General features: G+C 66.8%; 20 protein-coding genes and 1 pseudogene. 12 read left to right on the forward strand and 9 right to left on the reverse strand.

Translation table 11 applies throughout. From position 1 onward, the window contains the following. Positions 1-154: 154 nt before the first annotated feature. Both ABLI39_RS09255 and ABLI39_RS09260 read left to right on the forward strand, forming a co-directional pair. A complete protein-coding gene (locus ABLI39_RS09255; RefSeq protein WP_349413120.1) occupies positions 155-1,030 on the forward strand; it encodes a pullulanase X25 domain-containing protein in 876 nt (291 codons plus the stop codon). Positions 1,031-1,154: 124 nt separating this feature from the next. Next, on the forward strand, positions 1,155-1,952 hold the full coding sequence (locus ABLI39_RS09260) for an alpha/beta fold hydrolase (protein WP_349413121.1): 798 nt from the start codon (positions 1,155-1,157) through the stop codon (positions 1,950-1,952). Positions 1,953-2,307: 355 nt separating this feature from the next. On the opposite strand, the gene ABLI39_RS09265 is transcribed toward ABLI39_RS09260, so the two are convergent. Beyond that, on the reverse strand, positions 2,308-3,519 hold the full coding sequence (locus tag ABLI39_RS09265; protein WP_349413122.1) for a mechanosensitive ion channel family protein: 1,212 nt from the start codon (positions 3,517-3,519) through the stop codon (positions 2,308-2,310). Positions 3,520-3,731: 212 nt separating this feature from the next. Between ABLI39_RS09265 and ABLI39_RS09270 the strand changes: the two genes are divergently transcribed. Continuing rightward, positions 3,732-4,490, forward strand: coding sequence for a hypothetical protein (locus tag ABLI39_RS09270; RefSeq protein ID WP_349413123.1), 759 nt, complete (start codon positions 3,732-3,734; stop codon positions 4,488-4,490). Between the two features lie 184 nt (positions 4,491-4,674). Then, on the forward strand, positions 4,675-5,244 hold the full coding sequence (locus tag ABLI39_RS09275; RefSeq protein ID WP_349413124.1) for a hypothetical protein: 570 nt from the start codon (positions 4,675-4,677) through the stop codon (positions 5,242-5,244). A gap of 54 nt (positions 5,245-5,298) precedes the next feature. On the opposite strand, the gene ABLI39_RS09280 is transcribed toward ABLI39_RS09275, so the two are convergent. Next, positions 5,299-5,565, reverse strand: coding sequence for a YegP family protein (locus ABLI39_RS09280; protein WP_349413125.1), 267 nt, complete (start codon positions 5,563-5,565; stop codon positions 5,299-5,301). A gap of 155 nt (positions 5,566-5,720) precedes the next feature. On the opposite strand from ABLI39_RS09280, the gene ABLI39_RS09285 reads away from it, so the two are divergent. Beyond that, positions 5,721-6,038 carry an acylphosphatase gene (locus ABLI39_RS09285; protein WP_349413126.1) on the forward strand — a complete coding sequence of 106 codons (318 nt, stop codon included), beginning with the start codon at positions 5,721-5,723 and terminating at the stop codon, positions 6,036-6,038. Here the strand turns inward: ABLI39_RS09285 and ABLI39_RS09290 are convergent. Then, positions 6,013-7,779: a RecQ family ATP-dependent DNA helicase gene (locus ABLI39_RS09290; RefSeq protein WP_349413127.1), complete on the reverse strand. Its 1,767-nt coding sequence runs from the start codon at positions 7,777-7,779 to the stop codon at positions 6,013-6,015. The genes ABLI39_RS09285 and ABLI39_RS09290 overlap by 26 nt on opposite strands. A gap of 154 nt (positions 7,780-7,933) precedes the next feature. On the opposite strand from ABLI39_RS09290, the gene ABLI39_RS09295 reads away from it, so the two are divergent. The 4 genes from ABLI39_RS09295 to ABLI39_RS09310 all read left to right on the forward strand — a co-directional run bounded on the left by ABLI39_RS09295 (position 7,934) and on the right by ABLI39_RS09310 (position 12,305). Then, positions 7,934-8,269 (forward strand): cupin domain-containing protein, encoded by a 336-nt coding sequence (locus ABLI39_RS09295; RefSeq protein WP_349413128.1) that lies wholly within the window; start codon positions 7,934-7,936, stop codon positions 8,267-8,269. A gap of 175 nt (positions 8,270-8,444) precedes the next feature. Next, positions 8,445-8,765 (forward strand): GYD domain-containing protein, encoded by a 321-nt coding sequence (locus tag ABLI39_RS09300; protein ID WP_349413129.1) that lies wholly within the window; start codon positions 8,445-8,447, stop codon positions 8,763-8,765. Between the two features lie 93 nt (positions 8,766-8,858). After that, complete coding sequence (locus ABLI39_RS09305) at positions 8,859-10,223, forward strand: MFS transporter (protein WP_349413130.1); 1,365 nt, start codon at positions 8,859-8,861, stop codon at positions 10,221-10,223. Positions 10,224-10,406: 183 nt separating this feature from the next. Next, complete coding sequence (locus ABLI39_RS09310; RefSeq protein WP_349413131.1) at positions 10,407-12,305, forward strand: FAD-binding monooxygenase; 1,899 nt, start codon at positions 10,407-10,409, stop codon at positions 12,303-12,305. A gap of 29 nt (positions 12,306-12,334) precedes the next feature. Here the strand turns inward: ABLI39_RS09310 and ABLI39_RS09315 are convergent, their stop codons facing one another. Continuing rightward, positions 12,335-12,919 carry a histidine phosphatase family protein gene (locus tag ABLI39_RS09315; RefSeq protein ID WP_349413132.1) on the reverse strand — a complete coding sequence of 195 codons (585 nt, stop codon included), beginning with the start codon at positions 12,917-12,919 and terminating at the stop codon, positions 12,335-12,337. A 120-nt stretch (positions 12,920-13,039) separates the two neighbouring features. Here ABLI39_RS09315 and ABLI39_RS09320 point away from each other — a divergent pair, with 120 nt between their 5' ends. Next, complete coding sequence (locus tag ABLI39_RS09320) at positions 13,040-14,128, forward strand: AI-2E family transporter (RefSeq protein ID WP_349413133.1); 1,089 nt, start codon at positions 13,040-13,042, stop codon at positions 14,126-14,128. Here ABLI39_RS09320 and ABLI39_RS09325 read toward each other — a convergent pair. Beyond that, positions 14,125-14,883 carry a DinB family protein gene (locus ABLI39_RS09325; protein ID WP_349413134.1) on the reverse strand — a complete coding sequence of 253 codons (759 nt, stop codon included), beginning with the start codon at positions 14,881-14,883 and terminating at the stop codon, positions 14,125-14,127. The genes ABLI39_RS09320 and ABLI39_RS09325 overlap by 4 nt on opposite strands. A 284-nt stretch (positions 14,884-15,167) precedes the next feature. Between ABLI39_RS09325 and ABLI39_RS09330 the strand changes: the two genes are divergently transcribed. Beyond that, on the forward strand, positions 15,168-15,548 hold the full coding sequence (locus ABLI39_RS09330) for a VOC family protein (RefSeq protein WP_349413135.1): 381 nt from the start codon (positions 15,168-15,170) through the stop codon (positions 15,546-15,548). A gap of 96 nt (positions 15,549-15,644) precedes the next feature. Here the strand turns inward: ABLI39_RS09330 and ABLI39_RS09335 are convergent, their stop codons facing one another. From ABLI39_RS09335 to ABLI39_RS09345, 3 genes and pseudogenes are all read right to left on the reverse strand, one after another. Further along, positions 15,645-17,246, reverse strand: coding sequence for an alpha-amylase family glycosyl hydrolase (locus tag ABLI39_RS09335; protein ID WP_349413136.1), 1,602 nt, complete (start codon positions 17,244-17,246; stop codon positions 15,645-15,647). Between the two features lie 8 nt (positions 17,247-17,254). Further along, a pseudogene (locus tag ABLI39_RS09340) lies at positions 17,255-17,605 on the reverse strand (carbohydrate ABC transporter permease); the annotation flags it as partial. Positions 17,606-17,609: 4 nt separating this feature from the next. Beyond that, positions 17,610-18,851 (reverse strand): hypothetical protein, encoded by a 1,242-nt coding sequence (locus ABLI39_RS09345; RefSeq protein WP_349413137.1) that lies wholly within the window; start codon positions 18,849-18,851, stop codon positions 17,610-17,612. A 597-nt stretch (positions 18,852-19,448) separates the two neighbouring features. Between ABLI39_RS09345 and ABLI39_RS09350 the strand changes: the two genes are divergently transcribed. Further along, positions 19,449-22,604 (forward strand): DEAD/DEAH box helicase, encoded by a 3,156-nt coding sequence (locus ABLI39_RS09350; RefSeq protein WP_349413138.1) that lies wholly within the window; start codon positions 19,449-19,451, stop codon positions 22,602-22,604. 797 nt (positions 22,605-23,401) lie between these two features. Here ABLI39_RS09350 and ABLI39_RS09355 read toward each other — a convergent pair. After that, positions 23,402-25,501 carry a DEAD/DEAH box helicase gene (locus ABLI39_RS09355; RefSeq protein WP_349413139.1) on the reverse strand — a complete coding sequence of 700 codons (2,100 nt, stop codon included), beginning with the start codon at positions 25,499-25,501 and terminating at the stop codon, positions 23,402-23,404. Between the last annotated feature and the right edge of the window lie 2 nt (positions 25,502-25,503).

Below are 25,503 nucleotides of genomic sequence, written 5' to 3' on the forward strand. Positions count from 1 at the left end.
GATCAAGCCACTCTAGTCAGCTTGCTTGCCATGGGCAACGGTTGTCTGCCTCGTCACAGTGGGTCATGACGCACAAAGTTAACCTTGTCCAGTCGCGGAACCCGGGCGAAGCTTGGCAAAATGCAGGTGGATCAATTGCTGCAAAAGGAGACCCATGGGCGCGAACGCTGCGGAAAACACCAACCTTCGGCTTAAGGCTGTGCTGGATGTCCTGGCTGAGGGGGTGTGGTCGGGCGAGAAGCTGAACGCCGGCGTCGTCCTCGGCGAGGCGATCGCGCGGGTGCCGCTCAACGACCACGAGCGCGAGCTGCTCAGCGGCGGCATCCCCCGCGGCCACAAGGCCCTCACCAGCGCCACGGCCAAGCTGGTCAAGGCCGGCTGGCTGGTCAAGGGCCGCTCGGGCTGGACGATCACCGAGGACGGCCAGCGCGCCACGGTCGCCTTCGCGGATCCCGCCGCCTTCACTGCAGCGCTCGACGCCGGCACCCCGGTTCCGGAGGGCACCCCGCTGCCGTCCGCCCCGGCAGCAAAGCGGGCACCCAAAGCCAAAGCCAAGACGGCAAAGACCGCCCCGAAGGCCGTCAAGGTAGCCGAAGAGGTCGCCGAGAAGATGGCCGAGCTGGTCGAAGAGGTCGTGGCTCCGGTCGCCAAGGCCGTCCGGAAGCGCAAGGCCGCCGCCGGGGCGCCCGCGTCCGCAGCCCCGGCTGCCCCGGCAGCGGTGGAGACCGTCGAGCAGCCCGCGGAGGTTGCCGTCGCCGGCGACTTCAACGTCCTGCTGGGCGCGCCCGCGAACTGGGCGCCGCAGTACGACGAGTCCCAGATGCAGCTGGACGAGGTGGACCAGCTCTGGAAGCTCGCCGCGGACCTGCCGGCCGGGTCGTACAGCTTCAAGATCGCGATCAACCGGTCCTGGGACGAGAACTACGGTGCCTTCGGCGTCTTCGACGGCGCCAACCACGAGGTGCACCACCGCGGCGGCCTGCTGGTTATCCGGTACGACCACCGCACCCGCGACATCGTCTCCGGCTAGGCACCGACAAGAAATCGTCCTGCCGAAGCGCAAAAGAGCTTGCGGCACCCGAAATCGGGTGTCGCAGGCGGATTCGCTGATCCTGAACCTGCCGGAAGGCCGCGGATCGACCTAGCATTGCGGTATGGACACCGTCGACGTTGCGGGCCTGCGCATCCGGTACCGGCGTGCGGGCGAGGGGCCGCCGCTGGTCCTCCTGCACGGCGCTTACGAAGATAGCCGCATTTGGAAACGCCAGCTCGACGCGCTGTCGGATGAATTCACGGTCTTTGCCTGGGACGCACCGGGGTGCGGCGGATCGGACGATCCGCCGGCGGACTTCACCGCCCATGACCTGGGCGACGCCCTGTTCGGGTTCCTCCGGGAAGCGGTACCGGGCAAGCCGCACCTCCTCGGATTCTCCATGGGCTCCGGCATCGCGCTGGAGCTCTGCCGGGCTCACCCGTCCGTCCCCGCGTCGCTGCTGCTGGTCTCGGCCTACGCCGGCTGGGCGGGATCCCTGCCGCCCGAGGAAGTCGAGCGCCGCTATGCCCAGGTGCTGGCCGAACTCGATCTGCCGCCGGAACGATTCATCCCCGCGTGGCTGCCAACACTCTTCACAGACCGTGCAGTTCCTGCGGTTGTGCAAGAAGCCAGCGCCATCATGGCGGACTTTCATCCGGCGGGAATGCGGGCACTCTTGAACGCGAGCGCACGTGCCGACTACCGCGATGTCCTGCCGACCATCGCGGTGCCCACGCTGCTCCTGTACGGTGCCGAAGATGTGCGCGCGCCAATGAGCGTGGCACGCGAGATGCACCGGCAGATCCCGGGCTCGAAGCTCGTCATTATCCCCGACGCCGGACACATGGCGGCGCTCGAGGCGCCGGAGGCCTTCAACGCCGAGGTGCGCCGCTTCCTGCACGGCGTTACCGAAGGTTGACGCGGGCTAGAACCGGGTGGGGTCCGGGCTCGGTGGAACGGGCGGCGGCGCGACCGGTCCGGGATCCGGTATCGGCAGCGGGCCGGGCGTGGGCGCGGGGCCCGGCGTCGGGCTTGGACCGGGCGCGGGGATCGGGGCCGGCGGTGTAGGGCCGGGTTCGGGCGGGAACGGGTCGCCTGGCTGCGGCTCCGGCGACGTCGGCCCGGGCTCGGGAGGGAACGGATCGGGCTCTGGCGACGGGGGAATGGTCATGGCACCGATTATCGACCCGCGCCCGTCGGGAGGGAAGACGCCGGAGCGCCGACCGGCCCCGGCCAGCGAAAGTGACCAGGGAAAGCGGACCGGCAAAGCGGCCCTAGTTCTGCGCCGCGACCGACTTGTCCCGGTCCTCGAATACGTCCTCACCGGGGCCGGAGAACGCCCGGGATCGCTGCACGGCCTCAACCGAGCCGGTGAACAGCTGGGAATCGTGCGGATCGGACGGAAGCCGCGATGCGGTCTCGTCCGACGCGCCGAGTTTGCCCGGACGGCGGGGCGCCGGCTGCGTGGAGGCCGCGGCCGAAGGCATGGTTTCGAGCCGGACGTGCGGCAGCGCTGTCGGGAATTCCTGCTGCAGGAAAAGCACCAGCTCTTCGCGGATCAGGCAGCGCAGGTCAAAGAGTGAGGCACTGTCCCCGGCGCTGACCAGGATGCGGACCCGGACAAAACCCGCCGTGGCGTCGGTGATCTGCAGGATGCCCACACGCTCGTCCCAGAGATCGGTCGTGGCCAGGACCCGCTTCAGTTCGGCCCGCATGGCTTCCACCGGGGCGCGCCAGTCGAGGTCGAACTCAACCGTGCCCATCACCTCGGACTGGCGCCGGGTCCAGTTCTCGAAGGGGGTGGTGGTGAAGTAGGTAGAGGGCAGGATCAGGCGGCGGTCGTCCCAGATGTGGACCACCACGTAGGTCAGGGTGATCTCTTCGATCCGGCCCCACTCCTTCTGGACCACCACGACGTCGTCCACCCGGATCGCGTCCGTGAACGCGAGCTGGATGCCGGCGAAGACGTTGACCAGCGAGGTCTGCGCGGCGAGGCCGGCCACAATCGAGATCACCCCGGCGGAGGCCAGCAGCCCGGCGCCGAGGGCCTGAATGGCTGGGAACGTCAGCATGATGCTGCCCAGGGCCACGATCGCGATCAGCGCCACGCCGATCCGCCGGGCCAGGATCACCTGGGTGCGGAGCCGCCGTGCACGCCGGTTGTCCGCCACGTCCACCCGGTAGCGGGTGAGGACCAGGGTCTCGATGATCAGCAGCACGGCGATCGCCAGCCAGGCCACTGATCCGATCAGCGTGATTACCAGGGCATGGTCCACGTTGCGGCGCCACTCGGCGTCGTCGGTGGTGAGGGCCAGTGCGATCCGCACGCCGATCAGGCAGAGCGCCAGGCGCAGGGGCGTTCGCGCCACCCGGGAGGTTTCCCGGAGGGCTTCCTGCTTGCGGTTGAGCCGCAGGACCACCCGGCGCAGCACCCACGAGGCGATCAGCCCGGCGGCCACGGCCAGGGCCACGGCGAGGAAAGGCATGGCCGAAGAAAGGAAGTCTTGCATCCTTTAAGGTCTAGCAAGCTTCACCGATCAACTGAAATCGGTGGAAAGTCAACGTGGGTCTGGTCACGCCAGTGCCCCCGGGCCGGGCGTTCCCGTGCCCGGCCGCCGATTCGGGACCTACGGCCCTACATTCCGCGGCGGAAGCCCAGAGAATTGTGCAACCACTTGCATCTCCGGGGGAGGGTGACATGCGTCGCACCGCATCATTGGCCACGGTAGGTTCTGCCGCACTCTTCGCCGCGGGGTTGTTGGCCGGGTGTGGGTCGCCCGGCGCCGCGCCGGCGGCCAGTTCATCCCCGGCGTCGAGCCCGGCAGCGACGTCGACGGCCGCCTCCGCGGCGCCGTCGGCGGGCGCCTCGCAGAGCGCCGCGTCGGGCACCGCGTCCCAGGCTCCGACCTCCCCGGCCCCGGCGGGCTGGAAGTCGTTCACCACCGGGGACGGCACGCTGACCTTCATTTACCCGGAGAAATGGACCATCAACGATGCCGCTCCCGGGGCCAACGGGGCGGCCGTGGATGTGCTCACGGACTACGGCAAGACGATCGCCTCGCTCCGCACCGGGGTGGTCACGGGGGCGCAGTGCACGGAGAAGATGCCGTTTATGCAATACGACACGGCGCCGGTGCCGGCCCTGGCCGAGAAAGGAACGGTTCCGCGCTTCGTCTACGAGGCCCGGACGGACCGGACCGCGACCGACCCGGCGAAGGCCACCATTTTCGCCTACGGCCTGACCTCCGAGCCGGAACCCATTGGGACCGAGGCATGCCCCATGACGCACTTCTTCAACTGGCCGCCCAGCGGCGCCTCGTTTGGCGGCGTCTACGACCCGTTCGACACCACACCGGGCGGTCCCATGCACGTGGACAGCCCCGAGGTGTACAAGGACACCCCCGAGTACCAGTGGGCCAAGCAGATGATCATGTCCCTGCGGCCGGCGGGAAAGTAGCGGCCAGGTGACGCGGGTTCGGGCGGCGGCGGCCGCCCTGGGACTGGCCGTGTTTCTCGGCGGCTGCGGCGCCCCGGCAGCACCGGATAGTCCGACGGCGCCCGCCTCACCTAGTAGCGGCTCACCCGCCGCCAGCACCCCGGCGCCGGGGAGCGGAGCGCCGGCGACCGGAGTCCAGGCGACCGTGACGCCGTCGGACTGGCAGACCTTCACGACGTCGGACGGGCTGTCCTTCGACTATCCGCCGGACTGGACGGCCCGGGATCCCGGCGGCAAGCTCGGCGGGGCGTTCGTGGACGTCACCAATGCGGCGGGGAAGGCGATGGCCCAGCTGCGCACCAACATTGTCACCGGCGCGGAATGCGCTTCCCAGTACCCCTATCAGGTCTACGATTCCCAGACCCTCCAGGGGCTGGTGGAGCCGGGCACCGCTGACCGCGGGGCGCCGCGCTATGTCTTTGAGTCCCGCGGCGACGGCACCGAGCCCGGGCCCACGCAGTCCACCACGGCCGGGTACGGGATCACCATGATGCCCGAGGAGACCGGGGCGCTGGCCTGCCCCATGTTCCACCTGTTCCTGTGGCCGCCGAGCGGGGCGCTGTTCGGCGGCACCTACAACCCGGCAAACAACACCACGCCGGGGGATCCGGCGCTGCCGTACCTGGAGAAGGCGAAGCTGTACAGGGACACGGCGGAGTATCGGCAGCTCCGGACCATGATCACCTCGCTGCGGCCGGCGAAAACCGCGGGTTAACGACGCCGCCCGGCCGGACCAGTGGTCCAACCGGGCGGGAGCCTCACACGATGCTCACACTGCCGGGAAGTGCCTCCGCCTCCGGGTGTGGCCGTGGGGCACCTGGCTGCTCTTGGTCCAGGTGGTGCCGCCCCAGGGGGTGGAATGCGTCTCCCGGATCAGCCCGGTGCCGGCGCACTCGCGGACCGCCATGATGCCGTCCGCCGCGGAACGTTTGTCCTCGAAAGCCTTTGAGACAGCGAGCACTGTGCCGTCAGCCCCCAGCAGCCGGAACCGGACGTTCGATTCTGCGTCGGTGAAGATCTCGAATTGTCCTGCCATTGTCTTTTCCTTTCAGGCGTTCCGGTGGGCGAGGCGGGGTGTCCGCAGCGCACAGTTCCGGAGGTCTCCCTCCACCCTCCTTGGGCGCCCGCGGTGGCTGAAAGGGGCGAAAGGCCCGGATGTGGGCGACCCGGGGCCGGGACTACATTGGAGGCATGGCTGAAATCGCTGAGGGGTCCGGAGCCGCAGACACCGGAACCGCCGTCCGGCTCACGGCCCGGGTGGAGGGCGTGGTGCAGGCCGTCGGGTTCCGGTACTGGACGGTGCTCAAGGCCGAGGAACTCTCCTTATGCGGAACCGTCAGGAACAACGACGACGGTTCGGTCGCCGTCGTTGTGGAGGGACCGCAGGCGGTGGTGCTGCAGTTCCGGAGCTGGCTGCGCTCGCCGGACGCGCCCGGGCGGGTGGATCATGTAGACGAATGGATCACCCCGGCCACCGGGGCGTTCAGCAACTTCCGGGTGGTGTACTGAGCGCGGGTCCGGCTCCCGGCGCCGGCGTGAGCAGCCCGCTCGCCAGCACCGCCTTCCGGGACAGGGTTTTGTAACCCTCGCGCTCGAACAGCACCGTGATCAGCCCGTCGTCGTGCCGCATCACCAGACCCGGGCCCCAGAGGGCATGCTCCACCGCCGAGTTCAGCGGGAACGCCGCGGCGTCGGCCGGGCCTGCGCCGGCCGACGCGGCCGCGGCAGCCCCGACGTCGTGCGCCCGGGACGCCGACCCGTCCGCGCAGTTGTCGCAGTTCCCGCACGGGGCGGGGAGGTCCTCGCCGAAGTAGCCCAGCAGGAACTGGCGCCGGCAGCGGTGCGTCTCGGCGTAGCTGCGCATCATGGCGATGCGGGACTTGTCCACGCGTTCGCGCGCCGCGGCGAGGGCGACGGCGCGTTCCACCAGCTGTGCGGGATCGGCGTCGGGGTCCAGGCGGATCCGGCCGTCCGCCACGGAGACGCCGCCGGTGTCCTGCAGCTGGTTCAGCAGCCCGGTGAGCCGGCGCCGCGGGTAACCCGTGGCGGCGGCCAGGTCTGCCGTCGGCACGGAACCGCCGGCGTCGCGCAGGACAGCAAGGACGGCGAGCAGCGCGGACTCGTCCGGGCGGTGGGTGGCGAAGTAGCGGCGCAGGCCCAGGTCCTCGGACCGGTAGTGCAGTACGGCCTGTGCGGGCAGGCCGTCGCGTCCGGCCCGGCCGATCTGCTGGTAGTAGCTGTCCAGCGACTCCGGGATGTCCGCGTGGAGCACGAACCGGACATCCGGCTTGTCGATTCCCATGCCGAACGCGGTGGTGGCCACCACTGCGTCGAGTCCGCCGGCGAGGAACTGCCGGTGGACCTCCTCCCGCTCCGTCGGTGTCCGGCCCGCGTGGTAGGCGGCGGCGCGCAGTCCCTTCTGCGATAGCTTCGCGGCGTACTTCTCCGTGTCCTTGCGCTTGGCGGCGTAGACCAGGCCCGGGCCGTGCAGTTCGCCGACTAGCGCGGCGGCCTGCCGCACCACCGCGCGGCGCTTCTCCTTGTCCTCGTGGTGCCGGACGACGTCGAGGCTGATGTTGGGGCGGTCGAAGCCCCGGACCAGGACCAGGGGATGCGTCAGCCTCAGGCGATCCAGGATTTCCTCACGGACCGGGGGAGCAGCGGTGGCGGTCAGGGCCGCCGTCCTCGGGTTGCCCAGGCGCTCGCGGACCTCGCCGAGCCGGAGGTAGTCGGGCCGGAAGTCGTGGCCCCAGGTGGAGACGCAGTGCGCCTCGTCCACCACAAACAAGGCGGGGTGGAGGGCCGCGATCCGGTTCACCGTGCCGGCCTTCGCCAGCTGTTCCGGGGCGAGGAACAGGAAGACGGCGTCGCCGCGCTCCGCCGACTGCCAGGCGCGCTCCTGATCGGAGGCGCTGTGCGAGGAATTGACGGCGACGGCGTGGTCCGGGCCGAGCGCTTCCGCGAGGCCGTCCAGTTGGTCTTCCTGCAGGGAAATCAGCGGGGAAACGACGACGGTGGGCCGCTTCAGCTGCCGGTGCAGGAGCAGGGCGGGGACCTGGTAGAGGGCCGACTTCCCGTAGCCGGTGGGCATTACCGCGAGGACGTCCTGGCCGGCGGCGAGGGCGCGCATGCCCGCGAGTTGCCCGTCGCGCAGTTCGGGAAGGCCGAAGGCGGTGGCGGCGAGGGTGCGGAGGGCGTCGTCGTCGGGCGATTCGACTGCTTCCCGGCCCGGGCCGATGGCCTCGCTCATAGGGCGCTTCCCTTTCGCGATCTCGAGGGCGATGGCGGCCGGTGCTGGCCCCTGAGTTCAGCGTAGGCGCAGGCGGGGGTTACAAGAAGCGCGTTGCGCGGGCCGGGACAAATGGCCCTCGGCACGGACCGCAGCGGTGGGTAGGGTGGCCCGCATGCAGAAGATATCGATCGATGCCCTGGCCCGTCAGCAGGTCACCGCGGCGCTCGCGGCCGGCAGCGGGCGGGCCGCCGACACCGTCTACGGCGGCCACGAGAAGGTGCTCCGCCAGACCGTGATGGCCTTCAAAGCGGGGACCCAGCTGAGCGAGCACCAGAATCCGGGGGATGCGACGGTCTACGTGATTCGGGGCTGTGTCCGGCTGCAGGCGGGCAACGAATCGTGGCAGGGGAAGGCCGGTGACCTGCTGATCGTGCCGGACGGTTTGCACAGCCTGATGGCGGAAGAGGATTCGGCCATCCTGATGACGGTGGCGAAGGCCAGGGGCTGAGCCAGGGGCGGCCCGCCCGCCGGACTTTCCGGAAGCTGTTGTCAGTGCGCAGGTGTGGGCCTACGCTGTGGTTCGGCGGCCCCATTCCGGGGACCGGCTCCAGGATCCTCCCTCATGGGGGTGCCATGCCCACCCCCGGATGCCTGCGTCCTGGAATCACGGGACAGGAAAGACCATGAGCAAATATCTGTTTGAAGCCAATTACCTGGGCGAAGGAATCAAGGGACTCATGCGCGAGGGCGGCAGCAAGCGCCGCGACGCCCTGGTGGACGCGCTCAAGTCCGTTGGCGGAACCCTCGAGTGTTTCTATTACGCCTTCGGGGACACCGACGTCCTGGGCGTCCTCGAGGCCCCGAGCGACGCCGACGCCGCGGCTCTCTCGCTGATGATCAATTCCACCGGCAGCGTCAACGTGCGCCTGAAGCCGCTGATGTCGGTCGAGGACATCGACGAGGCCGTCAAGAAGACGCCGTCGTACCGGGCGCCGGGGCAATAACGGGCTGCCGCCGGCCTGCTGTGTGACGCGCCAACCCGCCCGGGGCTGGCCACGGGTTCGGTCCGGGCCACCGCCGTAGGACAGACTGTTGCCGTGAGCAACTCTTCCCGGACCGGCGTCGCCATCGCAGGGCTCAGCCTCGGCACGGCGCTGAACCCGCTGAACTCCTCGATGATCGCCGTGGCGCTGGTGGTGCTGCGCGCGGATTTCGCGCTCGACGTCGCCACGGTCACCTGGGTGGTCACCTCCTTCTACCTCACCTCCGCGGCGGGCCAGCCGCTGATGGGACGGCTCGCCGACCGCTTCGGACCGCGCCGGCTGTTCCTGCTCGGCATGGCACTGGTGGCGGTGACGTGCGCGCTGGCCCCGTTGGCGCCGAACTTCGCGCTGCTCTGCGTGGCGCGGGCGTTTATGGCCCTCGGGACCGCGACGGCGTACCCCAGCGCCGTGGTGATGGTGGCGGCCCTGGCGCGGCAGGCGAACGTCAATTCCACCCGACCGCTGGGCCGGATCCAGATGGCCAACACCTCCGCGGCCGCCGTCGGGCCGGTGGTGGGCGGCCTGCTGGTGAGCCTGGTGGGCTGGGAGGCGCTGTTCCTGATCAACGTCCCGCTCGCCCTGGCGGCGATCCTGGTGGTCCGGCGGTTCGCCCCGGCGGACAAGGAACGCGAACGCGGCCGGGTGTCGGAATTGCTGCGCGACTCGGACCTGCCCGGCATCGGCGCGTTCATCTGCGCCCTCGTGCTGGTGATGATGGCGCTGCTCAACGTGCTGCCGGCCTACCGGTGGTGGCTGCTCGGCGCAGGCTTGCTGCTCGCAGCGCTGTTCGCCCTGCGGGAGCTGCGCTTCAGCCCGCCCTTCCTGGACCTGCGGCTGCTCGGCCGCAACCGGCCGCTGCTGCTGGTCTACCTGGGCTTCGCGCTGTTCAACGGCGTTTACTACTTCGCGTTCTTCGGCCTGCCGCAGCTGCTGCAGACCGCCGGCGGGTACGACCCGGGCATCGTGGGCCTGCTGATGCTGCCGCTCGCCGCCATCTCGGTGGTCGGGACACCCTTCGCGGTCCGCGCCATCGACCGGTTCGGCGTGCGGCGGGTGCTGATCGCCGGCGTCGTACTGCTAATCGCGGCGTCGGGCACCATGTGGCTGCTGACCGCATCGCTGGCCGCTCCGCTGGTGCTGGCGATGACGGCGCTACTGGGCGTGCCTTATTGCGTGGTCAGCATCGCCTCGAGCCAGGGCATGTACCTGTCCACCCGGCTGGAGGAGCGGGGGGTGGCGGCCGGGATCTACCAGACCTGCCGTTACCTGGGCGCGATCACCGCGACCGTCCTGATCGGCATCTTCTATGGCACCGGCGTGACCCAGGCGAACTGGGGGCTGATGGTCTTTGTCATGCTGGGCCTCGGCGCGGTGGTGTTTGTGGTGTCGCTGCTGTGGCGGGAGCGCCGGCCGGCATAGGCCGGCGCCGGGACATCTTGACGAGTGGAAGAGCTGGGTCCAGTGTGTGAGCGGAACCACAGAAAAGTTGCCCGCACCCTCACGCGACGCCTATAGTCAAGGCAGCGATTCGATAATCGAACAGGAAGTTCTATTATCGAACACACGGCGGCAGCCAACCCTACAAAGAAGTGAGGACAGCCCGTGCATTTCCACCACCACGGTTACGTATCCGGGGACCCGCGGGTTCAGCCCGCTGCCGACGTCGGCATTGACCGGCCCGCCGAACTTCCCGACGTCGTCGACGTCCTGATTGTCGGCACCGGTCCCGCCGGCATGGTCGCGGCTGCCCAGCTCTCCCAGTTCCCCGGCGTCACCACGCGAATCGTGGAGCGCCGGCCCGGCCGGCTAGCGATCGGCCAGGCGGACGGCATCCAGGCCCGCAGCGTGGAGACGTTCCAGGCCTTCGGCTTCGCCGAGCGGATCATAGCCGAGGCGTACCGCATCACCGAGATGGCGTTCTGGAAGCCGGACCCCAAGGATCCGTCCCGCATTGTCCGCGCCGCCCGCACCCTCGACGACCCGGCCGGGATCAGCGAGTTCCCGCACCTGATCGTCAACCAGGCCCGCGTCCTGGACTACTTCGCCGAGGTCATGGCCAACGCCCCCACGCGGATGACGCCGGACTACGGCTACGAATTCAAGACCCTGGAAGTCGGCGAGGGGGAGTACCCCGTCACCGTGACGCTCGCGCACACCTCCGGACCCGACGCCGGCGCCGAGCGCACCGTCCGGGCCAAATACGTCGTGGGCGCGGACGGCGCCCGGAGCAAGGTGCGGGACTCGATCGGCTGCACCATGGCCGGCGACAAGGCCAACCACGCCTGGGGGGTGATGGACGTGCTGGCCAACACCGACTTCCCGGACATCCGGACCAAATGCGCCATCACCTCGGGCAGCGGCGGCAGCATCCTGCTGATCCCGCGCGAGGGCGGCCACTTGTTCCGGATGTACGTGGACCTGGGCGTGGTCCCGGAGACCGACGCCGGCGCGGTGCGCAGCACCAGCATCGACCAGATCATCGCCAAGGCCAACGCCATCATCCACCCCTACACCCTCGACGTCCGCAACGTCGCCTGGCACAGCGTCTACGAGGTGGGCCACCGGCTCACCGACCGGTTCGACGACGTCCGCCCGGAGGACCGCGGCACCCGCACCCCGCGGGTGTTCATCACCGGCGACGCCTGCCACACCCACAGCGCCAAGGCCGGGCAGGGCATGAACGTCTCCATGCAGGACGGCTTCAACATCGGCTGGAAGCTCGGGCACGTGCTGGAGGGCCGCAGCCCGGAGAGCCTGCTGGCCACGTACTCGGCCGAGCGGCAGGTTGTCGCGAAGAACCTCATCGACTTCGACAAGGAATGGTCGACGCTGATGGCGAAGAAGCCGGAGGAGTTCGACAGCCCCTCCCAGCTCGAGGACTTCTACGTCAGCACCGCCGAGTTCCCGGCAGGCTTTATGACCCAGTACGCCCCGTCCATGCTGATCGGCGAGCCGGCGCACCAGGAGCTGGCCACGGGTTTCCCCATCGGCAAGCGCTTCAAGTCCGCGCCCGTGGTGCGGGTCTGTGACACCAACCCGCTGCACCTGGGCCACCAGGCCACGGCCGACGGCCGGTGGCGGATCTACGTCTTCGCGGACGGGGCTGCGGCCGGCGCGCCGTCGCCCACCACGGCCCTGGCCGACTGGCTGGCAAATGCGCCGGACTCGCCGTTGGCCGCCACCCCCGAGGGCTTGGACCGTGATGCATGGTTCGACCTCAGGGTCATCTACCAGCAGGACCACACCAGCGTGGACATCAGCGCCGTACCGGCCGTGTTCAAGCCGCAGGTGGGCCCGTTCCAGCTCAACTACCTTGAGAAGGTCTACGCCGCGGATCCGCGGGCGGACATCTTCGAGCAGCGCGGCCTGGACCGCGGCGGCGTCATCGTGGTAGTCCGCCCGGACCAGTACGCGGCCACCGTTTTGCCGTTGACGGCGACGGCGGAGCTAGGGACGTTCTTCGCGCCGCTGCTGGGGGAGCGGGTGACCGGGCGGCCGTAGCCGGAGGCGTCGGCGTCCGATGCTCGGGCTCAGACGCTTACGTCGGCCGGGAGCCGCTCGCCGTTGAGGTATTCGAGCTGCCAGCCGTCGACGTCGTGATGGTGGGCCAGGTTGAGCGCGGCATTGTCGATGCTCGGCAGCGGACGGCCCACTACCCGGCTGAGGCTCACCCGGAGCAGCGAACCGTGCGCCACCACCAGGACGCGGCCGCCGCGGAACTCGTCCGCCAGCGCTTCCAGTGCGCCCACCCCGCGGTCCGCGGCGTCGTCGTCGCTCTCGGCGCCGCGGAAACCGCCGGGGATGCGCAAGGCCTCCAGCTCCGGTCCCGCCTGCAGGCCCTCGGCCGGCCCGAAGGAGCGCTCGGTGAGTTCCGGGACGCGCCTGGCCACCCTGAGCCCCAGCCCGGCCGCGATCAGCTCGGCGGTCTCCGCGGCACGGCTTAGTGGCGAGGAGACGACGGCGTCCCACTCGTGCGCCGCCAGCACCGCGACGGCGTCGCGCGCCTGGCCGCGGCCGACGTCGTTCAGCGGAATGTCGGTGGAACCCTGCAGCCGGCGCTGCGCATTCCAGTCGGTCTGGCCATGGCGGATGAGGGCAAAGGTTGTGAGGGGCATTCGTCCATTGTGCCTTGAGCCGCCGTGGGCCCGACCATCCAGGCTCCGCACATATGATCGGAGGGCCGATTGTGGTGCGGCGACTGCCGCCCCGCAGCGCCAAGCGAAAGAGGACAACACATGCCTGATACCCGCGCCGGGCTGCCGGCGATCTGGACCGACAGCCTCGGTCGCGCCAGCATCCGGTCCCTCCAGGTCCTTGCTGTGGCCGCCTTAGCCTGGGCCGTCCTGTGGACCCTCACCCGGGTTCCGCTGGTCATCATTCCCGCCACGATCGCCGTGATCCTCGCTGCGGCTATCGCGCCACTGGTCCGCTGGCTCGCGGGCCACGGTTTCCCGCGGGCCCTGGCCGTTGCTGCCTCGTTCCTTGCGATCGTTGCCGTGTTCGGCGGCGTCGTCACGGGCATCGTGTTCCTGGTCCGCAGCCAGTGGAAGGAACTGAGCCAAAAGGCCGTGGCCGGCGTCGACCAGCTGCACACCTTCCTGAACACCGGCCCGATCCCGGTCAGCGACGAGCAGATCAATACAACCCGTGAATCCGTGCAGAAGTTCTTCACCTCCAGTTCCTTCGGCTCCGAGGCGCTCACCGGGGTGCGGACGGTCGGGGAGATCCTGGTGGCCATGATCCTCATGGCTGTCACCCTGTTCTTCCTGCTCAAAGACGGGTCAAAGATCCGGGACTTCCTCATCGGCTTCCTGCCCGCCGCCCACCGCGCCACCGCACACCTTGCCGCGGACCGGTCCGCCGTCGTCCTGGGCGGTTATGTCCGCGGTACCGCCCTCGTCGCAGCCTCCAACGGGCTCATCGTCGGGGTGGCCCTCGCCATCCTGGGTGTCCCGCTCGCACTGCCCCTCGGCGTCTTCGTGTTCATCGGCGGATTCATCCCGATTGTCGGTTCCACCGCCGCCGGGACGCTGGCCGTCGCCGTGGCGCTGATCTCCAACGGCCCGGTCTCGGCCCTCATCGTGCTCGCGGTCGTCGTCGGCGTGAACCAGCTCGAACACCACTTCCTGCAGCCGGTCCTGATGGGCAAGGTGCTGTCCATCCACGGCCTCGCCATCCTGCTGGCCCTGGCCGCCGGGACCATGCTGGCCGGTGTGATCGGGGCCCTGCTGGCGGTTCCGATCACCGCCGTCGGCTGGACCATCATCAAAACCGTGACCGGCCGCGAACCCGCCCCCGGTGCGGCCGACGCCGAGGCCTCCTAGCCGGTGAAGCCCGCCTGAATGACATCCAGGTCACGGACGGCGTAGCGGTGGTGCTCCCACTCCTCGTTGAGGATGGTGTGCAGGCACGAGCGAACGGTCACCGCGTGCTCGGGACCCCACGGGTTCCGGCGGGACGCGGACAGCTCCGCCTCGGTGACAGCGGCGAGGAAGTCGCGCACCCTGGCGGCCCTCTGGGCGCGGACCTCGAGCACCTCGGCATACGACGGCGGGACACTCGCGAAGACTGCCAGATCGTAACCGTCGGTCTCGTACTCGGCGTTGGGTTGGCCGATCGGGTGATACGGCTCGTCGATCTCCAGGATTGCTTTCCGAAGCCACGTGTCCGTGGCCATGACCAGGTGGCGCAGGGTCTGGGCGAACGACCACTCGCCGTCCACCGAGATGTCGACCGTGCCGGCCGGCATCGCCGCGACCCGCTCCACCGTTGATCGCCAGGTCCGCTCCAGTACGGCCCACGCGGCACGCAGCCCCTCCGGATCACCGGCGCGGCGTTGGGCGCGGCCGGGAAAGCGGCGGTTGAGTTCTGCCTCGACCAAGGGGACGACGTCGACGCCGTTGACGCGCAGGGCGCCGCCGCCGTCGGCCAACCACGGTGCGTCGATGTCCGCCCCGGTCACGTCGACCGCGCGCAGCACCGCGCCGGACAGGTCGGAGCGGACGAACCGGGCGCCCCGCAGGTCCACGTCGGTGAAGTGTGCACCCTGGAGGTCACTGGACTGATCAAAGGTTGCCATGCCGGCAACTTTGCCACGGCCAGGGCTGATCCCGCAGCACCCGGGCGGCACGGTGCGGCCGCCGGCCAGCGCCCTCTATTTCCGCAGGGTCCGCCGGTCCATAATGGCCCCATAAGCTTCGGGGGCCCCTTGCGCCGGTGATGGGTGGCGCGGCGTTGAAGAGGTCCCAGGTGGCCGCCCCGGTTCGGCGCGAGGGGCGGTCACGGGCTCCGGACAAGGGTTCCGGAGACCGACACCAGGGGGGCGACGCCAGCGCCGTCGTTGACGCACTGAAGGGAATCATCATGCTCGCGGATTCAAACATCATGGCCGTCCTGCCCGCGAAGGACATCAACAGGGCGAAGGATTTCTACCGGGACAAGCTGGGTATCGAACCCTCCGAATCAATGGAGGAGGGCAGCCTGATGTACAGCTGCGGCCAGGGAACCCGCTTCCTCGTGTACCAGACAGACAACGCGGGTTCAGCCAAGAACACCCAGATGGGCTGGGAAACGGACAACCTCGAAGCCGAGATGGCGGAGCTGCGAGGCCGCGGCGTCGTCTTTGAGGATTACGACTTTCCCGGCCTGAAGACAGAGAACGGGGTTGCCACCGCCGAGTGGGGGAAGGCCGCCTGGTTCCTGGACAGCGAGGGCAACATCATCAATATCGCCCAACGCGGGTAGGCGCGACGGCGTCACCCAGCGTCCCGGATGCGCTATCACCTATGGTCCTTCTCAAGGGCTGGGAACAGCCATAGGTGATAGCGCAACGGGTGTGAGTCAGTCCTGCAGCACCCACGCGGCGTTGTTGGGCTGCAACCAGCCGTCCTCGTCCAGCGGGATGGCGCTGAGCAGCACCGTTCCGGCCGGGAGCTTCACGGGTTCAGACCCCATCGCGACGGCGACGAAGAAGTCCGCGCTGCGTTCGCAGATCAGCAGGTTCCCCGCCTCGACACGCCAAGTGCCGCCGTCGTCCGCGGTGAAGGCCTCGTCGCTCCACAGCTTCCGACGCAGCGTTAGGGCAGCCTTGGTCAGATTCAGCACGGACTCCGAGTCCTGTTCCTGCAGCTCGACGGCGTGGCGGCCCCAGCCCGCGGGGACCGGGAGCCACGGCTCGTCCGCCGTCCCGGCCAGCGAGAATCCGTGGCTCAACGCGGGGTCCTCGGTCCAGGGCAGGGGAATGCGGGCGCCGTCGCGGCACACTCCGCCGCGGGCCCACATGGGATCAACCCTGGCCGCCAGCGGGACATCAACCTCGGGTAGCCCGAGTTCCTGGCCCTGGTAGATGTACGCCGGGCCGGGCAGGCCCAGTAGCGCCACCAGCGCGGCCCGGGCCCGCAGGGCGCCCACGTTGCCGCCGCCAAAGCGCTTCACGGACCGGACAATGTCGTGGTTTTCCAGCGCCCAGGTGGGGGTCGCGCCGTGCAGTTGGCGGGCAGCCTCGAGCTCGTTCCCGACGGCGGCCCACGCCTCCGGGTCCCAGCCGAGCTTCACGAACGCGAACGCGAAGGCCTGCTGCATCTGGTCGCTGCGGGTGAACCGTGCGGCTCGGGCCGGTTCCAGGTTCACCTCGCCCACCAGCAGGCGGTGCGGTTCATACTGCTCCGCGAGGGTGCGCCACCGGCGGTAAACCTCGTGGACTTCTTCCTGGTCGGAGACCTGCGGATTGGACCGAAGCCCGTCCACCACCCCGCCCTCCGACGGCGAATCCGGCAGACCCTCGGCCTTGAAGAGTGCATGCGCGACGTCGATCCGGAGGCCGTCCACGCCCTTGTCGAACCAAAATCGCAGCACGCCGTCGAAGTAGTCGCCCACCGCAGGGTTCCGCCAGTTCCAGTCCGGCTGCCCGGCGGAGAAGAGGTGCAGGTACCAGTCGAGATCTGTCTCGGACGAAGGATTCGCCCGGCTCCAGGCCCGGCCGCCGAACACGCTCTGCCAGTTGTTCGGCGGGGTGTCGGCGTCGATCCCTTCGACAAAGTGGAACATGTCCCGTTCCGGGGCACCCGGCCCGGCCGCCAAAGCAGCCTGGAACAGCGGGTGCTCCGAGGAGCAGTGGTTGGGGACGACGTCGAGCAGCACCCGCAGCCCCAGCGAATGCGCCAGTTCCAGCAAAGCATCGAACTGTTCCATGGTGCCGAACAGCGGGTCCACGCAGCAGTAGTCGCTCACGTCGTAGCCCTGATCCACCTGCGGGGACGGCTGGAACGGGGTCATCCAGATGCCGTCGACCCCGAGCGCTGCGATGTACGGCAGCCGGGCGTTCAGCCCGGCGAGGTCGCCCACGCCGTCGCCGTCGCCGTCCGCGAAGGAGCGCGGATAGACCTGGTAGATCGCCGCTGATTCCCACCAGGCGGCCGGGGCCAGGACGGTCTCTTCAACCAAAGCAGGGCTCATTTGCCGGTGCCCGCGGTGAGGCCTTCGACGATCCTGCGCTGGAAGACCAGCACCATGATCACCAGCGGCACGGTGACGATCACGCCGGCGGCCATCTGCTCGCCGAACGGCGCCTGGAATTCGGTGGCGCCGGTGAACTTGGAGATCGCCACCGTGGCGGTCTGGATCTTGGGGTCGTTGATCATGGACAGCGCGATGATGAATTCGTTCCAGTTGTGGATGAAGGTCAGGATCGCGGTGGTGAACACGCCGGGCGCGGCGAGCGGCAGCAGCACGCGGCGGAACGCCTGCCACTTGGTGCAGCCGTCGATCATCGCGGCTTCCTCGAGGTCGAACGGGAGGGCCTTCATCTCAAATGCTACTTCTACTGCTTTTGGCCCCAACCCGCCGGTTGGCCAAAGCCCGAGCAGCCCCTTCCCTATATTGAGGCGCTCCGGTCGAAAGGTGCGCCGACAGCAAGCGTAAGAGCAAATTGAGGAAGCAGATAATTGCGACGGCGGTGGTTATCTCTATCCGATCTGGGACCATTGCAGCGATTAATTGTTCCTGGCCAATCAATGTGACACGCCAATCAAAGCCGGCATCGCTCATGTACGTTTCAGGGTTATCGGGCAGGGAGAGCCCCCTGGTCAAGCGACCGCTCAGCGCCAACATGACGGCTGAGGGGCTCAAGGCAGCCGCCGTTACGTAGGTCGCCACGGGGAGAGCAATGTTCACGCTAATGCTTCCAAACCAGCCGTTCGCCGTAGTGGACGCTGAATTCCATATGAGAATGAAGCCTGCGATTCCGAACCCGACCATGGATCCAAGAACCGAACAATTGATGATGAAGTCGGTCGACAAGAATTTTTCGATGGTCGGATCCACCGGGAGGACAATAGATGACGCTACGGTCAGGACGCCGGTTATCGCCCCGGCCACCACTCCACGCCCCGCCAAATCGCCAGCCTTGGATAAAGCGCCTCTACCTGATCCGGAGCCTAGAACCAGCCCAAAGGCTAGCCAAGTAATGAAAGCTGGCACGCAAATCGATACGAGAGCAGAACTGCCCAGGAGAACCACAAAATTTATCGTCGTGATCCCCAAAGCCTCGCTCTGCGAAGGCAGTCCTCTGACAGCCATAATGGCCAACCCCACTGCCGCTGCCCAAAAGACCAGACGCCAGCGTCGCGAGACCCATTGGTGAGATCTAGCTGGTTTCCATTCTGGATCTGCTCCGAGGTGGTACACAGCCATGACATGACGTATCAGGTTGCGAAGGCGCTTACTGTTCTGCTGCAACATCAATGCCGGGAGGTTCGCATGGCCGCTGCGCATTGTCTGGTTGCCGATGGACCAGCGAGCTAAGGCGAACACGCCGACGACCGCGGTCCACGCGAGGAACGTGACGGTGGCTGTCGAGTCCGGCATCCACCCTGCTTGCTGCAAGCCAGCAACAAGCAACAGGTGCACAGCAGCAGTGAAGACACTGTGTCTAAGCAAAGTGGACGCTCGAACGCCCCAGCTTTCGTTTGTGTCAGACATGGTTGACCATCGTTGACTCGCTGTGCATAAAAAGACAAGATTTGCGCCAACCACGATCAATACAAACATGTATCCCCCAATATGTTGCTGCCTGTTAGCCCCAGTGTGTGATTCGGATGCGCAAAGTTCGGAGGCGTTTTGAGCCAACGAGTCAGTGGTCAGGTGGGAATCGGGTGGTATCACTCGTCCCCGACGGTTCCCTCCCGGCCAATGGACGCATCGAACGGGGGCAATCGCACACAATACCCGAATGACGGGTGAGGTATTTTCCTGTAGCGGCTCTTCATTGTTTGACTCTGTGTCGGGCCCAGGATGAAGCATGGCATGGATACTTTGATTAACCCGGTATGGTCGGGTTGGTCGCCTGCGAGGTGTCTTCTGAACCTTGAGGAGAATTTGCGGAGGACGGCAATGTTCTGCGGGAGCTTCGGGAAACCGTGAACAGGGATCGTCCACATCCGTCGCCGTGCAGGGTGACGGGCCGGCTTCCGAGGAGGTTGATATTCCGTTCACTGTTTCGGGTCGAGTCTGAGCCTGCCGTGACCTTCACGACTCTCAGGCCGAGGAAAGTGGGCTTGCGCCGCCACTTCAGCGGTGTCTGGGGCGCGCAATAATAGCCCGTCCAGAGATGCGCAGGTGAACGGTGTGGTGAAGTAGCCTGGCGCAGTGACTAATTTCGTTGGGGGAGTGGCCGCGGAGCAACTGCCCGAGGGCTTGTACGAACTTCTTAACACGGATGCCCTTGGAGTCCATCTGGGCCGTGAAGCCGACCTCCAGCCCGTCTTCGCAGACATAGAAGACGAAGACTCCCCGGACATCCTCTCCCGCCACGTAGCAGACGCCGTCCGGCGGGCCTTGGCCGCGGTCAGACCCGCCGACCGCGTGGTCCTCGCCAACAAGCTCCTCCAGGAACTGAACACCGGAGACCGCATCGCCGATGGTCCCACCCAACTCCATTCGCTCCACCGCCCGGACACCCTCAAGCGTCGCAACCTCCGCCGTCCCACCACGAAACTAAGCGACTCCGCACTGCTCACCAACAGCAAGGACGATCCCAACCTCGCGGCGGAGCTCAGGACGGAGATCGAATCAGCCAACACCGTCGACCTGCTCTGCGCCTTCGTCCGCTGGACCGGACTGCGGCTCCTCGAACCAGCTCTGCAGCAACTCAAGGAGCGCGGCGCCCGCCTAAGGGTCATCACCACCACTTACATGGGGGCCACCGAACGCCGCGCCATCGACGAACTCGTCAATCGCTACGGCGCCGAGGTGAAGATCAACTACGAAACCCAGGCCACCCGCCTGCACGCCAAGGCCTGGCTGTTCCGCCGCAACTCCGGCTTCGACACCGCCTACGTCGGCAGCTCCAACCTCAGCCAGGCCGCGCTCCTGGATGGCCTGGAATGGAACGTCCGGCTGAGCTCCGTCGGTACGCCCACCCTGCTGCAAAAGTTCGAGGTCACCTTCGACAGCTACTGGGAGCAGCGCGCCTTCCAGAGCTACGATCCCGAACGCGACGGCGAAAAACTGGACGCCGCCCTGGAACGCAACGGCGGACGACGCACCGCGGTCCCCGGGGCAGCCACCGGCCTCGAACTCCAGCCCTTCCTCCACCAGGAGGAGATGCTCGAAGACCTTGAAGCCGAACGGCTCAAGGGCTTCAACCATAACCTTGTCGTCGCAGCCACTGGCACCGGCAAGACCGTCATCGCCGCCCTGGACTACAAGCGCCTCTGCGAAGCGGCGGGCAAGGACCTGAAGCTGCTCTTTGTCGCCCACCGCCAGGAAATCCTCAAGCAGGCCATGCGAACCTACCGCGACGTCATGCAGGACGGCGCCTTCGGCGAACTCTACGTCGGAGAGCACAAACCGCAGCAGTGGAAGCACATCTTCGCCTCGGTCCAGTCGCTGGCCTCCCTCGGCATCGAGCAGTTGGAGCCGGATTTCTTCGACGTCGTGGTCATCGACGAATTCCACCACGCCATGGCGCCCACCTACCGCCGGCTGCGGGACCACCTGCGGCCGCAGCAGTTCCTCGGACTGACCGCGACGCCGGAACGCGGCGACGGCGTCGACGTCGCCCAGCAGTTCTTCGACGGCCGCACCGCCAGTGAACTGCGCCTCTGGGACGCCCTAGACGCGGATCTGCTGGTGCCGTTCCACTACTTCGGTGTCTCCGACGACGTCGACCTCAGCCAGCTGGAATGGAAGCGCGGCAACTACGACACCGCGCAGCTGAACAACCTCTATACCGGCAACGACGCCCGCGCCGCCAAGGTGATCCGCGAACTCCGTGACAAGGTCACCAGCACCGGGCAGATGCGGGCAATCGGCTTCTGCGTCTCGGTCCAGCACGCCCACTACATGGCGGAGGTCTTCAACCGCGCCGGGATCGCCTCCGTCGCGGTTGACGGCAGCACCGACGACGCCGACCGGGCGGCGGCGCTGAATCGTCTCGCCGCACGCGAGATCAACTGCATCTTCGCCGTCGACCTATTCAACGAGGGCCTGGACCTGCCGCAGGTGGACACCATCCTGATGCTCCGGCCCACGCAGAGCGCCACGATCTTCCTCCAGCAACTGGGGCGCGGGCTGCGCCGCGCCGAGGGCAAGGCGGTGCTGACGGTCATGGACTTCATCGGGCAGCAGCGCCGTGAGTTCCGCTTCGATCTGCGCTACCGGGCGCTCACCGGTTACGGGCGCAAGGAACTGGAGAAGGCTGTTGAGGACGAATTCCCGTACCTGCCGTCGGGCTCCCAGATTGTGCTGGACCGGGTGGCGCAGAAGGTCGTGCTGGACAACATCAAGGCGCAGTTGCGGTTCAACCGCGCCCAGCTGGTCCGGGACATCGCCTCCTACGCGGAGACGGAGCTGGAGGCCTACCTGGCGCGGTCCGGGAACGACGTGAAGTCGATCTACCGGTCCACCAAGGATTCGTGGACCGGCTACCTTCGCCAGGCCGGTTTGATTGAAGGGTTTTCGCCGCTGGAGACGGTCCTTAGCGGCCGGATTCGAGAGCTCTCCGACGCCGACGAGAAGAAGCTCCTCGGCCGGATGGCCGCGCTGATCCATGTGGATGATCCGGAACGCGCCGCGGCGTACTCGATGCTCGTCGGCGCCGACGCGCCCCGCTACGCGGAGCTGGGCAGGCGGGAGCAGACGTTCGCCCGCATGCTGTTCTACACGGTGTGGGACGACGGGGGTGGCTTCCCGTCGTACGACGCCGGCCTGGACTACCTGCGCGGCTACCAGTTTGTCTGCCGCGAGATCCGCCAGATCGTGCAGCTCGGCGTGGCCGCGTCCAAGCACGCTGCTAAGGGATTGGGTGCGGGGCTTCAGCACGTTCCGCTTCTCTCACACGCCACCTACCGGCGCGAAGAGGTCCTGGCGGCGCTGCAGTACGGATCGTTGGAGCTCGGCAAAAAAGTTCAGCACCGCGAAGGCGTTGCATGGTGTCCCGCGACGTCCACGGACGCCTTCTTCGTCACGCTCAACAAGGACGACAAGAAGCACTCAGCTACGACGATGTACAAGGACTATGCCATCAGTCCGGAGCTTTTCCACTGGGAATCACAGAACGCGACCTCGCCGGGAAGCCCGACGGGGAAGCGGTACCTGGACCGGGCAGCGCACGGCTCGAAGATCCTCATCTTCACTCGGGATACTTCAGAGGACGAGACCGGCCTGACCGTTCCGTACACATGCCTTGGCCAGGTGGACTATGTGCAGCACACGGGGGAGAAGCCGATCGCGATCACGTGGAAGCTGCACCGGCCGATGCCGGCGGATGTGTTTGCGACGGCTGCTGCGGTGGCGCAGTGAATTCAAATGGCCGGGAATGCCCAATGTGTGAAAAACACCTCGGCGTGCTTGCTGACATGGCCAGAATCCCGAATCACACGAGTCCACGAGGCCGCTACTGTTCGGCATCCGGATGGTCGTTCTCCGCGGTCGAGGCACAAATGAAACCCGTGGTCATCGAACCTGAACCGGACAAGCCGATAAGGATGGGTCGATGCCCTTCCTGCGGGCAAGAGAAGCAGCTGCTTACTGGGTCGACGCTCGTCCCAGCACACAGGTGGAAGTCCGGTCCGCGTTGCACGGGCGGCGGCCGGGAGGCGGAGCGGGTCCGCATACGCCGCCCGTTTCGGCCGAACTACGGTTTGCCTGAGTTTGGCACCGAAAGTGTTCGGGCTGCGCCATCGTCACCTCCAGGCACTGGCAAGCGACGCTAGTATGTCGAGTTTTCTCTAGCCCGTGTGCGTCTTTGCAGCTGCTTTGCATCGGGCTCCCTGGACCGGCGACGCCGGGCCTGAAGTCCTAACGTCGGTGTAGGCGACGGTATTTGAATATCCAACTTCCATGGGGGAATTGATGGCATCTGTTGCGAGCTCGAAACACAAAGGGTGGCAGTGTCTTGCCTGCCTCAAAACCCAGGCAGGGTCACCAAACATGAAAATGGCAGTCGTGATCTTGTGTAGGGGAGAAGACGAACCGGCTGTCGTCTCAGCTAAAGCACCGGAATGCTCGACGTAGGGGACCGACGGCGACGTCCACTGCAGATTCCACCAGCCGGGCCGACGGTGTGCTGACTTACGGCCGAACTGGGCGTCGTCAGGTCATTCTTGGTCAATACTTTCCGTGCCGGAGGACACGGTCATGGAGGACGAGGCAATAGCGGCCGCCGCATTAGAGTTGCTCAAACGTTTCGACAGGGTGGATTGTGCCAACGACAGTGGAAGCGCCGCAGAGAATTTCAGCCCCTGAATCATCTGCGGCGGTACAAACGGCAGCGAGTCGCCAACGCGGCTCCCTGCGTTACGGATATCGGCAACGGTCACGGATGCTGGAAGCCGGACCATGGCGTTATCGGCTCGCGCATCGTTGAGCTCAAGCGCAGCCAGCAGGGTGAGGTTGGCTTTCAACCCAGCCCAGGTCCAAAACACTTGGGTCTCTTCGGCACGCTGAAGGACCAGACTGGACTCTTCGACGGTTCCCGAGTGACCAGCTCGAAGCAGTGGCAGGTGCTCTTGGACACGCTTAGAGATTTGCACGTCGGGCGTGGCGCCCAGCAGGACCTCCCGCATGGCCTGCATCATCTCGTAGGACTCAGCGATGCTTCCACATTGCCATCGCGAACTACCCTTCTCAGTCATTTCGCTGACGCGGACAATATGCCTGTCCCAATCCACAGCCTCTACCAGCCACGAACGACCAGAAAGCAGCAGCTTCCGGGCAGCACCCTCCGGACCAGCCGCTACCAAACCAATTGGCGCAACTGAACCGATCTCGCGTTGGCCCGCGATCACGGTCAGTTCGGGCGCCGCAGTGAAAGCACTGAGAAGATCCATGAAGTAGCGGCGACCGAATTTCTTCTCCGCCTGAGGACCGATAAACAAAAGTCCTCCGTCCTCCGCCAGGAACTCTTCGGCCCGGAGGAACTTCAGAATTTCCTCCGCCTGGTCCATGACCGGCAGATCGCCCCACCAACTCTGCAATGCATCCGGGGCGAATTGCCCCTCCTGCAAAGCCAAGGCCAGGAGCTGCTGGGCAGCAATATGGTTAGGAGCGGCCGGTGGTTCAACGGCCTCCACGAAGCCCCGCTTCCAGAGCAACAGGACAGCGGACGCCCGAAGTAGTGTGTCGTAGTTGGTGGTCAGGAACAGCGCATTGAGCCGCGCACCCGCGCGTCGCCCCGTGCGTCCCAGCCTCTGGAGAAATGAGGAAACAGTCCATGTGGAATCCATTTGGATGACGCGGTCCAGGTCGCCTACGTCGATCCCGAGCTCAAGCGTGGAAGTCGCAACGATCACACAGTCTCGACTTTCCGCGAAAGCCCGTTCGCTAAGCCTGCGTTCGTCGGCTGACAGAGAAGCGTGCGAGACGAAGGCAGTGACGCCACGCTGCCGCAATGCGTAGGCCAGTTCTTCGCAATCTGACCGCGAGACGCAGAACGCGAGCCGCTTTTCTCCGCGGTGCAGTTGAGAAATGACCTGAGCCGCGTTCTCGATGGATCCGACGTAATCGAGCACAATGTCCACGTCAGGAGTCTGCGTGGCTTCTTCTGAAACAACCACGGCGGGCTTCCCCTGGGACACGGCCGACCCCTGCAGCCAGTCCAGAATCTGCTGTGGATTACCAACGGTCGCTGACAACCCGACGCGCTGGATCGGTCTGCCGGCAATTCGCTGCACACGTTCCAAGACGGAAAGAACATGCCATCCCCTGTCATCTCCAGCGAATGCGTGGACTTCGTCGACAACTATCGCCCGGATGTTCGCGAAGAAGGAGTGGTGATCTACGCGTCGGGACACCAGCATGGATTCCAGCGATTCCGGCGTCGTCAGCAGGATCTCTGGTGGATTGCTGAGAATGCGGTTGCGCTCCGACGGACCTATGTCCCCGTGCCAGAGTTCCGCGCGCCGGCCAACCCACGAAGAATAAGAGTTAATGCGCGGTTGGAGATTGTTCAATAGGGCCCGGAGCGGTGTGACGTAGAGGATGGAAAGACCGCTCCAATCCTGGTCGATCAAGTCGGACAGCAGCGGAAAGATGGCAGCCTCAGTCTTGCCGCCTGCAGTCGGGGCGAGCAGCAAGCAGTCGGATCCTGAACGAATCGGCTGCACTGCGGCTCGCTGGAGCGGCCGCAAAGCAGTCCAACCCAGTGAGTTCACAAGGTGGTACTCGAGAGCTTCGTTCAGGCCCGTCGGGTCACTCACGA

Source organism: Pseudarthrobacter sp. B907, assembly GCF_040137805.1.
Classification (GTDB): domain Bacteria; phylum Actinomycetota; class Actinomycetes; order Actinomycetales; family Micrococcaceae; genus Arthrobacter.

Excerpts from the sequence above, each read along its gene's own strand:
- ABLI39_RS09280 (WP_349413125.1), bottom strand. The coding sequence starts at position 5,565 with ATGGCAGGACAATTCGAGATCTTCACCGACGCAGAATCGAACGTCCGG.
- ABLI39_RS09330 (WP_349413135.1), top strand. The coding sequence starts at position 15,168 with ATGCTCGCGGATTCAAACATCATGGCCGTCCTGCCCGCGAAGGACATC.
- ABLI39_RS09315 (WP_349413132.1), bottom strand. The coding sequence starts at position 12,919 with ATGCCCCTCACAACCTTTGCCCTCATCCGCCATGGCCAGACCGACTGG.
- ABLI39_RS09300 (WP_349413129.1), top strand. The coding sequence starts at position 8,445 with ATGAGCAAATATCTGTTTGAAGCCAATTACCTGGGCGAAGGAATCAAG.
- ABLI39_RS09325 (WP_349413134.1), bottom strand. The coding sequence starts at position 14,883 with ATGGCAACCTTTGATCAGTCCAGTGACCTCCAGGGTGCACACTTCACC.
- ABLI39_RS09270 (WP_349413123.1), top strand. The coding sequence starts at position 3,732 with ATGCGTCGCACCGCATCATTGGCCACGGTAGGTTCTGCCGCACTCTTC.
- ABLI39_RS09320 (WP_349413133.1), top strand. The coding sequence starts at position 13,040 with ATGCCTGATACCCGCGCCGGGCTGCCGGCGATCTGGACCGACAGCCTC.
- ABLI39_RS09260 (WP_349413121.1), top strand. The coding sequence starts at position 1,155 with ATGGACACCGTCGACGTTGCGGGCCTGCGCATCCGGTACCGGCGTGCG.
- ABLI39_RS09345 (WP_349413137.1), bottom strand. The coding sequence starts at position 18,851 with ATGTTTGTATTGATCGTGGTTGGCGCAAATCTTGTCTTTTTATGCACA.
- ABLI39_RS09290 (WP_349413127.1), bottom strand. The coding sequence starts at position 7,779 with ATGAGCGAGGCCATCGGCCCGGGCCGGGAAGCAGTCGAATCGCCCGAC.
- ABLI39_RS09295 (WP_349413128.1), top strand. The coding sequence starts at position 7,934 with ATGCAGAAGATATCGATCGATGCCCTGGCCCGTCAGCAGGTCACCGCG.
- ABLI39_RS09255 (WP_349413120.1), top strand. The coding sequence starts at position 155 with ATGGGCGCGAACGCTGCGGAAAACACCAACCTTCGGCTTAAGGCTGTG.
- ABLI39_RS09285 (WP_349413126.1), top strand. The coding sequence starts at position 5,721 with ATGGCTGAAATCGCTGAGGGGTCCGGAGCCGCAGACACCGGAACCGCC.
- ABLI39_RS09265 (WP_349413122.1), bottom strand. The coding sequence starts at position 3,519 with ATGCCTTTCCTCGCCGTGGCCCTGGCCGTGGCCGCCGGGCTGATCGCC.